The organism is Leisingera methylohalidivorans DSM 14336 (assembly GCF_000511355.1).
GTDB classification, from domain to species: domain Bacteria; phylum Pseudomonadota; class Alphaproteobacteria; order Rhodobacterales; family Rhodobacteraceae; genus Leisingera; species Leisingera methylohalidivorans.
Window position 1 is genome coordinate 907,449 of record NC_023135.1, and the last position, 13,623, is coordinate 921,071.

General features: G+C 65.5%; 11 protein-coding genes. 7 read left to right on the forward strand and 4 right to left on the reverse strand.

What is annotated here, in order from left to right; translation table 11 throughout:
• Positions 1-55 precede the first annotated feature (55 nt).
• The 3 genes from hisC to METH_RS04495 are packed head-to-tail and all read left to right on the forward strand — an operon-like array spanning position 56 to position 2,888.
• Positions 56-1,141: a histidinol-phosphate transaminase gene (hisC, locus tag METH_RS04485; protein ID WP_024089227.1), complete on the forward strand. Its 1,086-nt coding sequence runs from the start codon at positions 56-58 to the stop codon at positions 1,139-1,141.
• Positions 1,138-2,070, forward strand: coding sequence for a prephenate/arogenate dehydrogenase family protein (locus METH_RS04490; protein ID WP_024089228.1), 933 nt, complete (start codon positions 1,138-1,140; stop codon positions 2,068-2,070). Before hisC ends, METH_RS04490 begins: the two co-directional genes overlap by 4 nt.
• Positions 2,067-2,888 carry an extensin-like domain-containing protein gene (locus tag METH_RS04495; protein ID WP_024089229.1) on the forward strand — a complete coding sequence of 274 codons (822 nt, stop codon included), beginning with the start codon at positions 2,067-2,069 and terminating at the stop codon, positions 2,886-2,888. Before METH_RS04490 ends, METH_RS04495 begins: the two co-directional genes overlap by 4 nt.
• Before the next feature lie 189 nt (positions 2,889-3,077).
• Here METH_RS04495 and METH_RS04500 read toward each other — a convergent pair whose 3' ends face one another.
• Positions 3,078-4,076, reverse strand: a complete 999-nt coding sequence (locus tag METH_RS04500; protein ID WP_024089230.1) for a DUF2125 domain-containing protein — start codon at positions 4,074-4,076, stop codon at positions 3,078-3,080.
• 67 nt (positions 4,077-4,143) lie between these two features.
• Between METH_RS04500 and METH_RS04505 the strand changes: the two genes are divergently transcribed.
• The 3 genes from METH_RS04505 to METH_RS04515 all read left to right on the forward strand — a co-directional run bounded on the left by METH_RS04505 (position 4,144) and on the right by METH_RS04515 (position 7,786).
• Positions 4,144-4,674, forward strand: a complete 531-nt coding sequence (locus METH_RS04505) for a gamma-glutamylcyclotransferase (protein ID WP_024089231.1) — start codon at positions 4,144-4,146, stop codon at positions 4,672-4,674.
• 76 nt (positions 4,675-4,750) lie between these two features.
• Positions 4,751-5,941, forward strand: a complete 1,191-nt coding sequence (locus METH_RS04510; RefSeq protein ID WP_024089232.1) for a motA/TolQ/ExbB proton channel family protein — start codon at positions 4,751-4,753, stop codon at positions 5,939-5,941.
• Between the two features lie 3 nt (positions 5,942-5,944).
• Complete coding sequence (locus METH_RS04515) at positions 5,945-7,786, forward strand: peptidoglycan -binding protein (RefSeq protein WP_024089233.1); 1,842 nt, start codon at positions 5,945-5,947, stop codon at positions 7,784-7,786.
• A gap of 429 nt (positions 7,787-8,215) precedes the next feature.
• Here the strand turns inward: METH_RS04515 and METH_RS04520 are convergent, their stop codons facing one another.
• The 3 genes from METH_RS04520 to gloB all read right to left on the reverse strand — a co-directional run bounded on the left by METH_RS04520 (position 8,216) and on the right by gloB (position 12,479).
• Positions 8,216-9,205 carry a M23 family metallopeptidase gene (locus tag METH_RS04520; RefSeq protein ID WP_024089234.1) on the reverse strand — a complete coding sequence of 330 codons (990 nt, stop codon included), beginning with the start codon at positions 9,203-9,205 and terminating at the stop codon, positions 8,216-8,218.
• Complete coding sequence (clpA, locus tag METH_RS04525; RefSeq protein WP_024089235.1) at positions 9,205-11,529, reverse strand: ATP-dependent Clp protease ATP-binding subunit ClpA; 2,325 nt, start codon at positions 11,527-11,529, stop codon at positions 9,205-9,207. Before clpA ends, METH_RS04520 begins: the two co-directional genes overlap by 1 nt.
• 176 nt (positions 11,530-11,705) lie before the next feature.
• Entirely contained in the window at positions 11,706-12,479 is a 774-nt protein-coding gene (gene gloB, locus METH_RS04530) for a hydroxyacylglutathione hydrolase (protein WP_044008332.1), read from the reverse strand.
• A 55-nt stretch (positions 12,480-12,534) separates the two neighbouring features.
• On the opposite strand from gloB, the gene METH_RS04535 reads away from it, so the two are divergent.
• Positions 12,535-13,281, forward strand: coding sequence for a class I SAM-dependent methyltransferase (locus tag METH_RS04535; RefSeq protein WP_024089237.1), 747 nt, complete (start codon positions 12,535-12,537; stop codon positions 13,279-13,281).
• Positions 13,282-13,623 lie beyond the last annotated feature (342 nt).

Here is a 13,623-nt window from a genome sequence, read left to right on the forward strand (position 1 = left end):
CTTCCCCACAAGCCTTTGGGCCGTTAGAACGGGCAGGAATTAAGGAGCCCGTATTATGACCCAACTCACACCGCAGCCCGGTATCATGGACATAGCCCTGTATCAGGGCGGGGCTGCCCATGTGAAAGGGGTGAGCAATGTTGTGAAGCTCTCCTCGAACGAGAACCCGCTTGGCCCCAGCCCGCGCGCCATCCAGGCGATGCAGGACGCGGCGGCCGGCATGCACCGCTATCCCAGCTCGGATCACGCGGCACTGCGGCAGGCAATCGGCGAGGTGCACGGGCTGGATCCGGAGCAGATCATCTGCGGCGCAGGCAGTGACGAGATCATCGCCTTCCTGTGCCAGGCCTATGCCGGCCCGGGCGACGAGGTACTCTATACAGAACACGGCTTTGCCATGTACCGCATCAGCGCTCTGGCGGCCGGTGCCACTCCGGTGGAGGTCAAAGAACGCGAGCGGGTAACCGATGTGGACGCCCTGCTGGCAGGCTGCACCGCCAGGACCAAGCTGGTCTTCATCGCCAATCCGAACAACCCCACCGGCACCATGATCAGCGAGGCTGAGGTGGCCCGGCTGGCCGAAGGCATTCCGGCAGGCGCGCTTTTGGTGCTGGATGGCGCTTATGCGGAATATGTCGAAGGGTTTGATGGCGGCGCTGCAGCGGCAGGCGCGCGCAGCAACGTCTTCATGACCCGCACATTTTCCAAGATCTACGGTCTGGGCGGCGCGCGGATCGGCTGGGGCTATGGCCCCAAAAAGATCATCAGCGTCCTGAACCGGGTGCGGGGGCCGTTCAATGTCTCCAGCACCGCGCTGGCCGGCGCGGAAGCCTCGGTGCGGGATACGGATTACGTCGCACAGTGCCGGGCAGAAAACGCCAAGTGGCGCACATGGCTGGCCAATGCGCTGGGTGAACTGGGCGTGCCTTCGGATGTCTCCAGCACCAATTTCATCCTCGCGCGTTTTGCCAGCCAGGCCGAGGCCGAAGCCTGCGACAGCTACCTGCAGTCGCAGGGGCTGATCGTGCGCCGGGTGGCGGGCTACAACCTGCCGAACGCACTGCGCATCACCATCGGTGACGAAGACGCCTGCCGCCGCCTGGCGCAAGCGGTCAAAGCATTCAAAGCGGGGCAGGCATGAGCGGCCAGAAACACGGGCCGGTCTATGGCCGCGTGGCGCTGATCGGGCTGGGCCTGATTGCCTCCTCGATGTTCTGGGCAATGAAACGCGCAGGGCTGGCAGGCGAGGTCACCGGCTATGCCCGCAGCGCAGAAACCCGCGCAACCGCCCGCCGCATCGGCTTGTGCGACCGCGTCTGCGACAGCGCGCAAGAGGCGGTGCAGGACGCCGATCTGGTGGTGCTCTGCGTGCCAGTCGGCGCCATGGGCCCGGTGATGGAAGACATCGCGCCGTTGCTGAAACCCGGCGCCACGGTGTCGGACGTGGGCTCGGTCAAGCGCCATGTGATCGACGCCGTGCAGCCGCATATCCCCGAAGGCGTGCATTTCGTGCCCGCCCACCCGCTGGCCGGCACCGAGCATTCCGGGCCGGAATCCGGCTTTTCCGAGCTGTTCGACAACCGCTGGTCGCTGCTGGTGCCGGTTGAGGGCACCGACCCGGATGCCACCGCCCGCCTGCGCGCGCTGTGGGAGGGCATGGGCGCCAACGTCGACGAGATGGACGCCGACCACCATGACCTGGTGCTGGCCGTCACCTCGCACACGCCGCACCTGATTGCCTACACTATGGTGGGTGTCGCCGATGACCTGCGCCGGGTGACCGACAGCGAGGTGATCAAGTATTCCGCCGCCGGTTTCCGCGACTTCACCCGCATCGCCGCCTCGGACCCGACCATGTGGCGCGATGTGTTCCTGACCAACAAGGACGCCACGCTGGAAATCCTCGGCCGCTTCACCGAGGAGCTGTTTGCCCTGCAGCGCGCCATCCGCACCGGCGACGGCGAGCATCTGCACGATTACTTCACCCGCACCCGCGCCATCCGCCGCGGCATCATCGAGGCCGGCCAGGACACCGATGCGCCGGACTTCGGCCGGGGCCAGAAGAAATGATCCGCGCGGGCGCCCTGCTGCTGGCAATATTGCTGGGGGGGGCCGCGCCGGCGGCAGCACCGGAAACATCGCTGCACCCCGCCGCGCGTCCGGTGGCGGAGGCCGGCGCCGGGATTTCCGCCACTGCCCCCGCGCCCGGCAGCCGCCCGGCCGCGCGTCCGCAATCCGAACAGATCCTGGCGGCAGCGGCGCGCCCCTCAGGTCTGCCTTTGCTGGGGCCGGACGCCTCGCTGCTGCCCTTTGCGCGGCCGGACAGCCTGGCAGAGCGGGCCCTGTTCGAGCGCCGCAAGCGGCGCAAGGGATCGGTCTGCGGCGATCTTGATATCCAGGGCGACAGCGTTGGCCATGTCTCCGGCAGGCTGCCCGGCTGCGGCGCCAAGGATGCGGTGCGGGTGCGCGAGATTGCCGGGGTGCGGCTCAGCCAGGCCGCGCTGATGACCTGCAACACGGCCCGGGCGCTGAAAACATGGATCAACCGCGAGGTGGAAACCGCCTTCGGCCGCCGCAACAGGGTGGTCTCCCTGCGGGTGGCCGCGCATTATGCGTGCCGCACCCGCAACAACCGCCCCGGTGCCAGGATTTCGGAGCATGGCAAGGGGCGGGCCATCGATATCTCCGGTTTCACCCTGGCCAGCGGCGAGACAGTGACGGTGCTGAAAGGCTGGCAGACCCGCAAGACCCGCAGGACCCTTAAAAAAGTCTGGCGCGCAGCCTGCGGTCCCTTTGGAACCGTGCTGGGGCCGGAGGCTGACCGCTATCACCGGGACCACTTCCATCTGGACGTGGCCCGGCACCGCGGCGGATCTTATTGCCGCTGAAGCCATCAGCCGGATGCGGTATCGCCTTTCTTACGTCTGGCCGGAGATTGTCCCGCAGCGCGCGGCAAAGCCCCGCAAAACTACCTTGCTGAAAACGAAGGCGGGCACGCCCGGGCGTGCTCCCGTGCCTGAAGGTGCCCAAGGGCACATTACAGCCTTGGGCCGGGCGCGCTGCGCGCGCGGGCCGTTTCAGTGGATGATCAGCTGCGGGGCGCGGCCCAGGGGCAGGGGGCCAAGCGTCACGTAGCCATCGGAAAACCCCAGCGTGATATCCAGGTTCTGCGGGTTGCCGCTTGTTTCGGCCAAAAGGCCCAGCACCCGCTCCACCGTGCTGCGCAGGCTGGGTGCAAGCGCGCCGCTGCGCTCTGCCATCAGCACCAGCCCGCGCCAGTTTTCCGCTTGCAGCGCAATCTCGCCCTCCGGCAGGCCCTGGGCGTCCACCGTCAGCGCTCCGGCGGCCTTCAGCCGCAGATCGCCCCAATGGGCCTCGGCCAGTTTCAGATCGATCCGGCGCGGCTGCGGCCGCCGCTGCTCCAGCGCGGCCCGGTCCCAGGGCGCATCAAACGCTACCGTCAGCTCCAGCGCCAGCCTGTCAAACCGGCCAGGAAGCGCCGAACTGGCCGCCAGCAGCCGCCGCCAGGCGGCGCGCGGGGCAAACTCGGCGGCTCCTGCCGTAACCCGGTAGATCTCGGGCTTGTCTGACTGCACCATGCGCAGATCCAGCGCCGCGCCGCTCAGCACCGCCTCGCCGCTCCGGACGATCTGCCAGGGGGCCGAGGCCAGCGACAGCTCCTGCAGCTCCAGCGCCGCTCCCGGCGCCAGATGCAGGCTGGCTTGCAGGCCCTGGGCCGTGATCACCGCCGTCTGGTCGAAATAAGACAGCCTTTGCGCCGTGGCCGGAAAGTGCAGGTCCAGCTTGCCGGGCCAGGCAGCCGGGCTTGCCAGTTCCAGCCAGTCCGCCCGCCACGCTGCGCCGGTGCCGGGATCGGCCAGCACCGGCCGGATGATCCGGGTCATATGGCGGAACGGGTAGCCGCCGGTCTCAAGCGCGGAAAATTCAGCCTGCCAGCCCCGGCGCTCCTGTTCGGCAAACCAGGATGCAACGCCGCTGCGCAGCCCCCAGGCCGCCGCCGCCCAATAAAGACTCCACACCATCAGAGCGGCAATCAGCAGTTTTGCCAGGCGCATCGGTTAGCCTCTTTTGTCCGGATCAGGATTGCTGTTTATAGAGGGGCAGCAGAAAGGGCCAGACGACATGACCATGTGGGTATTCGGATACGGATCGCTTCTTTGGAACCCCGGTTTCCCGGTGGCTCGCCGCGAGGTGGCGGTGCTGCATCGCTATGCGCGGTCCTTTTGCATGACCTCGATCCACCACCGCGGCACCGAGGACCGCCCCGGCCTGGTGCTGGCGCTGGACGAGACCGAAGGCGCCCACTGCAAGGGGCTGGCCCTGTCGGTTGAGGCCGGCCACGAAGAACAGACCCTGGCTGAACTGCGCGAGCGCGAGCTGATCTCCTCGGCGTATCTGGAGCGTGAACTGGACGTGGAACTGGCGGATGGCAGTGTTGTCACCGCCGTCACCTATGTGATCGACCCGCACCATGTGCAGTATTGCGGCGGCCTCAGCCTGGAGAAACAGGCGCAGATGATTGCCCATGCGGTGGGCGGGCGCGGTCCCAATACCGAATATCTTTATAACACCGCCAGCCATCTGGCGGAGATCGGCCTGCACGACCAGGATCTGGATTGGCTGGCAAACCGGGTGCGGGAAATCACCGCATAAAGCCTTGGCGCTTCTGACACTTTGCTTATAGGCTGCGACGCAATAAGAGCAGTCAACGTGTCAGGAGCCAAGCAATATGGCGCAGCCAGACCGCAAAACCCGGCCGCAGTTTTCCCAACCGGTGCGGCAGATCATCATGATGCTGATCGCATTGGGGCTGTCAGCCTTCGGCGCCTTTGTGGCCTTGCCGCGGGTGCTGCCGGTGTTCGAGGCCAACCCCTGGCTGAACGGCTTTATCGTCTTTGTCTTTGTGATCGGGGTGCTGGCCTGTTTCTGGCAGGTGGTGCAGCTCATCGGTTCGGTGCGCTGGATCGAACGGTTTGCATTCGGCGACAGCCAGGATCACCGCAGGCCGCCGTCGATGCTGGCGCCGCTGGCCTCGCTGCTGGGATCACGCGGGGCGCGGATGCAGCTTGGGTCGTCTTCCACCCGCTCCATCCTGGATTCGGTCGCCAACCGTATCGACGAAGACCGTGAAATTACCCGGTATATTGTCAACCTGCTGATTTTCCTTGGTCTTCTGGGTACTTTTTATGGCCTGGCTACCACCGTTCCTGCCGTTGTCGACACCATCCGCAGCCTGGCGCCGCAGGAGGGCGAAGAGGGGCTGTCTGTCTTTAATCGCCTGATGACCGGGCTGGAGGCGCAGCTGGGCGGCATGGGCGTGGCGTTTGCCTCATCGCTCCTTGGCCTGGCCGGCTCGCTGATTGTCGGCTTGCTTGAGCTGTTTGCGGGCCACGGCCAGAACCGGTTCTACCGCGAGCTGGAGGAATGGCTCTCGTCGATCACCCGGGTCAGCTTCTCCTCGGGCGAGGATGGCACCGGCGACAGCGGCGTGGTCTCCCAGGTGCTCGACAATATGGCCGAGCAGATGGACGCGCTGCAGACAATGTTCGCCGAAACCTCTGAAGGCCGCGCGGCAGTGGATCAAAAGCTGGGCGATCTGGTGGAAACCATTCAGGAAATGAACCGCCGCCAGGAGCGGACCGGCAGCGTCATCGCGGCGCTTGACCGGGTGGCCGTCGGGCAGGAAGCCCTGACCGAGATCCTGCGCGCCCATAGCGAACAGGGCGGCATCGACGCCGAAAGCCGGATGCGGCTGCGCTCGATTGACGTGCAGATGCTGCGCATCCTCGAGGAAATCTCGGCCGGCCGCCAGGAAAGCCTGAGCGAGCTGCGCAAGGATATCGACCTTATGGTCAGGGCCTTTGCCCGCCCGCGCGGATTGTCCCGCGGCGGTCTGTCCGGCCGCGACGCGGAGGATTAACCAATGGCCCTCTCCCGGCGCACAGGACAGCGGTTCCAGGCCTCGATATGGCCGGGGTTTGTCGATGCGATGACCGGGCTTCTCCTGGTGCTGATGTTCGTGCTGACCATTTTCATGGTGGTCCAGTTTGTACTGCGCGAGACGATCACCGGCCAGGAAAGCCAGCTGGATGAGCTGTCGGCAGAGGTGAGCGCACTGGCCTCGGCCCTTGGGCTGGAGGAGCGCGAGAACAGCCAGCTGACCGCCCGGCTTGGGGCGCTGACGTCAACCCTCAACACTGCTGAGCAGGATCTGGATCAGGCCCGCAGCCTGATCACATCATTGACCGCAGAGCGCGACCGGCAGGCTGGTGAACTGGCCGAGGCCGCCAGCCGGATCACCGGTTTCGAGGCTCAGGTGGCGGCCCTGATCGCCAGCCGCAATGCTGCCGAGACGCGGGTTGCGGATCTGAGCGCCGAACGCGAAAGCCTGGAGGCCGCGCGCGCCGAACTGCTGAGCGAACAGGAGGCCCTGACTCTCGCTCTGGCGCAAGCCCGCGGCGAGATTGATCTGCAGGTGGAGGCCGCCCGGCTTGCGGCGGCACAGCGCGAAGCAATGGAGGCGCTGATCGCAGGTCTGGAGGCGGAAGGCAGCGAACGGACCGCCCGGATTTCCGAACTGCAAGAGCAGCTGAGCGCCGAGGAATCCGCCCGCCTGGCCGAGGCCGCGGCAGCCGAAGCCCTGCGAAACAAACTGCAGAACGCCGACGCCGAACTCACCGCAATGACACTGGCCCTGGAGGCGCAGCGCCGGAAGGCGGAGGATACGCTGACCCTGCTGGCTGCAACCGAGGCTGCGAAAAGGCAGCTGGATGCGCAGCTGTCCGAGCTGGAGGCCGCCCGCGCCGGATCTGATGCAGAGGCGGGCAAGCTGGCGGCAGAGCTGGCCGAAGCCAGGGCCGCCCTGGCAGCAGCCGAGATCCAGGCAGGCGATCTGGAGGTGCTGCGCCAGCGGCTGCTGGCGGCGGTGACGGCACAGGAAACCGCCGAGGCCAGCGCCGCCGAGCGGCTGAGCCTTGCCGAAGAACGCGCGGCCCTGCTGGCGCAGGCGCGGGCCTCCCTGTCGCAGGAGCAGGCCATTTCCGAAGAGGCCCGCCGCGAAACCGCGCTGCTGAACCAGCAGGTTGCGGCGCTGCGCGAACAGCTCGGCGGGCTGCAGGCCATTCTGGATGACTATCAGTCCCGCGACACCGCCCAGCAGGTGCAGTTGCAAAACCTGGGCCAGGATCTGAATGCGGCACTGGCGCGTGCTGCCTCGGAGGAGCGCAAGCGGCGATTGCTGGAAGAGCAGGAGCGCAAAAGGCTGGAAGCGGAGGCTGCGGATCTGGCCAGCAAGGCGCAGGATCTGGAACGCTACCGCTCGGAGTTCTTTGGCCGGTTGCGGGATCTGCTGGGCAATCAGGAAGGCGTGCAGATCCAGGGCGACCGCTTTGTCTTTGCTTCCGAGGTGCTGTTCACGCCCGGCAGTGCCACCCTGTCGCCCGCGGGCAAGGTGGAGATCGCCAAAGTGGTCTCGATCCTGCAAAGCGTGGTGGCCGCGATCCCGCCGGAGATCAACTGGATCATCCGGGTGGACGGGCACACGGATGACACGCCGCTGGGCGTGCATCCCAAGTTTGCCGACAACTGGGAGCTCAGCCAGGGCCGGGCGCTGTCGGTGGTGCGTTATATGGTCGAGGCGCTTGGGGTGCCGCCGTCGCGCCTGGCGGCCAATGGGTTTGGCGAGTATCAGCCGGTGAACCCTGCGGACACCCCCGAGGCGCGCGCCCAGAACCGCCGGATTGAGCTGAAGTTCACGGAAAAATAAGCGGGACTGCGGTTGAGCGGCAGGCGCCGCACCGGCTGCGGCCGGTTATCTGCGCGGCTGTGCCGGCAAAGCCGCTCCCGGCAGGGTGCAACCCGCTTCACCAATGGAGACAAGCTACTAGCTACGCACGGGTTGCGGCCCCGCCGGGCAGCAGGGCCCCTTTGAATCTATTGCAAATTCGGGACTAATCAAATTCCGGACCCGGACCATGCGGCACGGGTCCGGGCTGAGGATCCGCAGGCGGCGGCTCCCGCCCGGCGCCGGCCGCTGCAAGGGCAGCCGCGCCCGTTGGGCCCGGCAGCGGCCGGAGCTTGCGCCCCGGCCGCTGCGGCGGCAAAACCGCACAGGGCCTGCTCCTTTGAGACCGGCCTCCGCGGGGCGGGAAACGGGGGAGGCGGGAGGCTGCGAGGCCGGATAATTTGAGGCCGGCTACTGGGAGGCAGGGTTTTCCGGCGGCGCAATCACCATGCTGCGGGTGAAACTGTCAACCTGCCGGCCATTCCGCAACAGGCGGGCGGTGCCGGTATAGCTGCCCTCCGGCCAGTGCCCGCCGCGCAGGCGGCGTCCGGCGGCGCGGAAAAACTGTGCCTGGTTTTTGTCCAGCTCTTCGCGGTGGGAGACAAGTTCGCCGTCAGGTCCGGTCACCGTCAGGTCAAGCTGGTCGCCTGCCAGGCCGCCAAAGGCAAAGGCCCAGAACACAAACGCAGGCGCATCCGCAGCCAGCGGTGCGGCGTCCGCACTGCCCGCCTTGATCGCACTGTACCGGGGGACTGCGGCGCTGAAACCGGCCCCCAGCAGCCCGCCCGGCTGATAGGCCGGCGGATCCGCCCAGAGAGTCCTGGCCGCAGGGCCGCCGCAGCTGTCCAGGCTGTCCGGCGCGAAGGGGTCCACCACCGCGCCATCCTTGCGCACAGACAGATGCAGATGCGGGAACTGGGTCTTGCCGGAGAGACCGGCCTCGCCCAGGATATCGCCAGGCTTGACCGTCATGCCGCTTTCCACCCGGACCGAGCCGCGCTTCATGTGGCAATACTGGGTTTCCCATCCGTTGCCGTGCCGCAGCACCACCCCGTTGCCGCATTCCTTGCCGTCGATTTCTGCGGCATTGGCGTCGGTGGCATATTGGTCCGCCATGCTGTTGCGGGTGCCAAGGACAACCCCGCCTGCCGCGGCACGCACCAATACGCCTGCCTGCATGTCCGACAGGTAGGGCAGGGCGATATCGGTGCCCTTGTGGCCGTCGTAACTCAGTGCGCCGCAGGTGAAATCCGTGGCGCCGGGGCCGGGATCGTGGTCGGCGAACTGCTGGATATGGCAGCTGTCGCCCAGGGTGCAGTCCAGCGGGAACTGCAAAAGAAAACCGCCCGCCGCGGCGGGCGCGGCGAGCGGGATTGCAATTGCCAGCGCGGCAAGGCGCATCAATCTGCGGTCAGCAGCGGCGGCTTGTCGCCCGAGATCCGCGGCTTGCTCGGCCCTTCCAGGCGCAGATCCAGTTTGCCGTCCTTGATGCCGACCTTGACAAGGCCGCCCTTGGTCAGCTTGCCGAACAGCAGCTCTTCGGCGAGCGGCTTCTTGATGTGCTCCTGGATCACCCGGCCCAAAGGCCGCGCGCCCATGCGGTCGTCATAGCCTTTGTCGGCAAGCCATTCCGCCGCCTTGCGGGTCAGTTCGATCGAGACATTGCGGTCCATCAGCTGGGCTTCCAGCTGCAGCACGAACTTCTCGACCACCTGCAGGATCACCTCTTTGCCGAGCGGCGCGAAGGAGATCACCGCATCCAGGCGGTTGCGGAATTCCGGCGTGAAGGTGCGCTCGATCGCGGCGGTATCCTCGCCCTCGCGGCGGTCGCGGCCAAAGCCGATGGCGGCCTTTGCCTGCTCCGACGCGCCGGCGTTGGAGGTCATGATCAGCACCACGTTGCGGAAATTCACCGTGCGGCCGTTGTGGTCGGTCAGCTGGCCGTTGTCCATCACCTGCAGCAGGATGTTGTAAACGTCCGGATGCGCCTTTTCCATCTCGTCAAGCAGCAGCACGCAATGCGGGTGCTGGTCGACGCCATCGGTCAAAAGACCGCCCTGGTCAAAACCGACATAGCCCGGAGGCGCGCCGATCAGCCGGGAGACCGCGTGTTTCTCCATGTATTCCGACATGTCGAACCGCAGCAGCTCCACGCCCAGCTGGTCCGCCAGCTGTTTGGCCACCTCGGTCTTGCCGACGCCGGTAGGGCCTGCAAACAGGTAGTTGCCGATCGGTTTCTCGGGCTCGCGCAGGCCGGCGCGGGCCAGTTTGATCGCGCTGGACAGCGCGGTGATGGCATCATCCTGGCCGAACACCACGCGTTTCAGCGATTTCTCCAGGTCCTTCAGCACCTCGGCATCATCCTTGGAAACGCTTTTCGGCGGGATGCGGGCGATCTTGGCGACCACCGCCTCGATCTCCTTGACGCCGATGGTCTTGCGCCGCTTGCTCTCGATGATCAGATGCTGCGCGGCGCCGGCCTCGTCAATGACGTCGATGGCTTTGTCCGGCAGTTTGCGGTCGTTGATGTAGCGGGCCGACAGCTCCACCGCGGTCTTGATCGCATCGCCGGTGAACTTGATGCCGTGATGTTCCTCGAAATAGGGCTTCAGCCCCTTCAGGATCTCGATGGAATCTTCCACCGACGGCTCGTTCACGTCGATTTTCTGGAACCGGCGGGCCAGCGCGCGATCCTTTTCGAAATGCTGGCGGAACTCCTTATATGTCGTGGAGCCCATGGTGCGCAGCTTGCCGCCCTGCAGGGCAGGTTTCAGCAGGTTGGAGGCATCCATGGCGCCGCCGGAGGTCGCACCGGCACCGATCACAGTGTGGATTTCGTCGATGAACAGCACCGCGTCCGGGTGGTCTTCCAGCTCGGTGACCACGGCCTTCAGGCGTTCCTCGAAATCGCCGCGGTAGCGGGTGCCGGCCAGCAGCGCGCCCATGTCGAGCGAGTATATGGTGGTTTCCGACAGAATCTCCGGGGTTTCGCCAGAGACAATGCGGCGGGCCAGACCTTCGGCGATGGCGGTTTTGCCGACACCGGGATCGCCGACCAGCAGCGGGTTGTTCTTGCGGCGGCGGCACAGAACCTGGATGCAGCGCTCAACCTCGTGGTCGCGGCCGATCAGCGGGTCGATATCGCCTTCGCGGGATTTGGCATTGAGGTCGACGCAGTATTTCGCCAGCGCGTTTTCCTTCTTTTCGCCCTCAGGGGCGGCCGTGATGCTGTCTTCTTCCTGCTCGGCTGCGCCGGAGACCGGCCGGGGTTCGCCGAAAGCGGGATCCTTGGCCACGCCATGGGCAATGAAGTTCACCGCGTCATAGCGGGTCATTTCCTGATCCTGCAGGAAGTAGGCCGCGTCGCTTTCGCGTTCGGCAAAGATCGCCACCAGCACATTGGCGCCTGTCACTTCGGTCCGGCCCGAGCTTTGCACATGGATCGCAGCCCGTTGGATGACCCGCTGGAAGGCGGCGGTCGGCACCGCCTCGGATCCATCGATGTCGGTGACCAGATTGGCAAGATCCTCATCCACGAATTCCACCAGCGAGGATCGCAATTCGGTCAGGTCGACGCTGCAGGCGCGCATCACCCGGGCGGCGTCGGGCTCGTCGATCAGAGCCAGAAGCAGATGTTCCAGGGTTGCGAATTCGTGACGGCGTTCATTCGCCAGCGCCAGCGCTGCGTGAATGGCCTGTTCCAGGGTGCTCGAGAATGAAGGCACGGGCGTGCTCCTCTGATCTTGGGTTGGCCGGCAGGGCGGTATTAACCAACCCCTCAGTTCAACCATGTGCTTATATTGTTAGAGTTTGGTTGATAGCGCGCCGGCTTCAAGGGCTTTTCTGCATTTTGGGGTCACAATTATTTTCTCCCTGTTGCGCCCGGATCCCCTTGATTTGCTCAGAAATTGTCTTTCCGCTTACGGATTTCTGCAAAAACCTCAGCGTCTTCAGCACCTTCCATGCCAAGGTGCGCTCTTACGGCACTGTCGCCGGCGCGCAGGAACGGATTGGTGTCAAGCTCAAGCTGCAAGGTCGACGGCACCGTGGGGCTGCCGTCGCTCCGGGCCTTTGCGATATCACGGATACGCGCCTGCAACGCCGGGTTGCCGGGGTCGGCGGTGATTGCAAAGGCACCGTTGGACTGGGTGTATTCATGTCCGGAATAGACCATAGTGTGCGGCGGCAGCGCGGCAAGCCGCGTCAGGCTGCTCCACATTTGCTGCGGCGTGCCCTCAAACAGCCGTCCGCACCCCAGCGCCATCAGGCTGTCAGCGGTGAACACGGCCTTTGAGCCGGGCAGGTAAAAGGCAATATGGCCAACGGTGTGGCCGGAGACATCCATCACCTGCACCTCTTCGCCCAGCAGGGTGAAGCTGCCGCCATCCTCGACCGCGGTATCCAGGGCGGGCAGCCGGTGGGCGTCGGCCGCAGCGCCGATGACCTTTGCGCCGTATGCCGCCTTCAGCTCCTGAACCCCGTCCACATGGTCCCAGTGATGATGGGTCAGCAGGATCCAGTCCAGCCCCCAGCCGCGCGCCGACAGCGCCGATTTGACGGCGGCGGCCTCGGGCGCATCCACCAGCGCGGTTTCGCCTGATGCGGGATTATGGATCAAAAAGGCATAGTTGTCCGCCAAACAGGGCAGGGTGATGATCTCAAGAGGCATGGTCATTCGCCTTTACATTGCTAAACTGCGCCCAGATTGGCCGAAGCAGCAGGCACCCGCAATGCATCTTGATGTTCAGGATCTCAGGAACTTCTATTACCGCAGCACCCTGGGGCGGGCGGCGCAGGCGTCGATCCGCGGCCGGCTGCTGGAAATCTGGCCCGGGACCAAGGGGCTGACGGTGGCGGGGTTCGGTTTTGCCGCGCCGCTGCTGCGTCCCTACCTGCCGGAGGCGCGCCGGGTGATGGCGCTGATGCCGGGGCCGCAGGGGGTCATGCAATGGCCGGCCGGGATGCCCAATGTCTCGGTCCTGTGCGAGGAAACCAGCTGGCCCATCGATACCGGCAGGGTGGACCGGCTGGTGGTGATGCATGGTCTGGAAACCTCGGAGCGGCCCGCGAAGCTGCTGGAAGAATGCTGGCGGGTGCTGGGGCCGGGGGGCAGGGCGATTTTCGTGGTTCCAAACCGGGCGGGCCTATGGGCGCGTTCGGATCTGACGCCGTTCGGCTTCGGCCGCCCGTACACGCTGCGCCAGCTCGAAGGCCAGCTGCGCCAGCACCAGTTCGCCATCGAACAGCATACCGCCGCCCTCTACCGGCTGCCCAGCCACAAGCGGTTCTGGCTGAAATCCGGCGCGATGCTGGAAAAAATGGGCCGCAAACTGCCTGCGATGCTGGCCGGCGGCGTGTTCATGGTTGAGGTCAGCAAGCAAACCCATCCGCAGCGCGGCCACATGACCCGCACCAAAACCCCCAGCCGCATCCGGGTGCTGGAAGGGTTGTCGAACCCGATGCCGGAACCAGCCTGACCGGTCCCGGGCTGATCCGGCCTGCCGGTGCTGCATTTCGATTCCCTGAAACTGCCTTCGCGGCGGCGGGAATGCCCGAAAACGGGGGCAAGGCCCGATATGTGACGTTTTCGGTCGCAATTGCCGGGTTCCGGAATCGCCAAATCCTGCAGTTCAGCCGCTGTTTTTTATTTATCGACTGTGGTCAAAGGGCCGCACTTGCCTTAAAGCTTTGAAAACATTGAAAACATGCTTCTTCCCGTTACCGTTATAGACAGTTGATAGGTCGCATCCGCTCTGCTAGACCCACGCTGATTTCAACGCCCCGCTGCCAATGGGGGATGACTCACGCCCCCGGACGCC

Excerpts from the sequence above, each read along its gene's own strand:
- hisC (WP_024089227.1), top strand. The coding sequence starts at position 56 with ATGACCCAACTCACACCGCAGCCCGGTATCATGGACATAGCCCTGTAT.
- METH_RS04490 (WP_024089228.1), top strand. The coding sequence starts at position 1,138 with ATGAGCGGCCAGAAACACGGGCCGGTCTATGGCCGCGTGGCGCTGATC.
- METH_RS04495 (WP_024089229.1), top strand. The coding sequence starts at position 2,067 with ATGATCCGCGCGGGCGCCCTGCTGCTGGCAATATTGCTGGGGGGGGCC.
- METH_RS04500 (WP_024089230.1), bottom strand. The coding sequence starts at position 4,076 with ATGCGCCTGGCAAAACTGCTGATTGCCGCTCTGATGGTGTGGAGTCTT.
- METH_RS04505 (WP_024089231.1), top strand. The coding sequence starts at position 4,144 with ATGACCATGTGGGTATTCGGATACGGATCGCTTCTTTGGAACCCCGGT.
- METH_RS04510 (WP_024089232.1), top strand. The coding sequence starts at position 4,751 with ATGGCGCAGCCAGACCGCAAAACCCGGCCGCAGTTTTCCCAACCGGTG.
- METH_RS04515 (WP_024089233.1), top strand. The coding sequence starts at position 5,945 with ATGGCCCTCTCCCGGCGCACAGGACAGCGGTTCCAGGCCTCGATATGG.
- METH_RS04520 (WP_024089234.1), bottom strand. The coding sequence starts at position 9,205 with ATGCGCCTTGCCGCGCTGGCAATTGCAATCCCGCTCGCCGCGCCCGCC.
- gloB (WP_044008332.1), bottom strand. The coding sequence starts at position 12,479 with ATGACCATGCCTCTTGAGATCATCACCCTGCCCTGTTTGGCGGACAAC.
- METH_RS04535 (WP_024089237.1), top strand. The coding sequence starts at position 12,535 with ATGCATCTTGATGTTCAGGATCTCAGGAACTTCTATTACCGCAGCACC.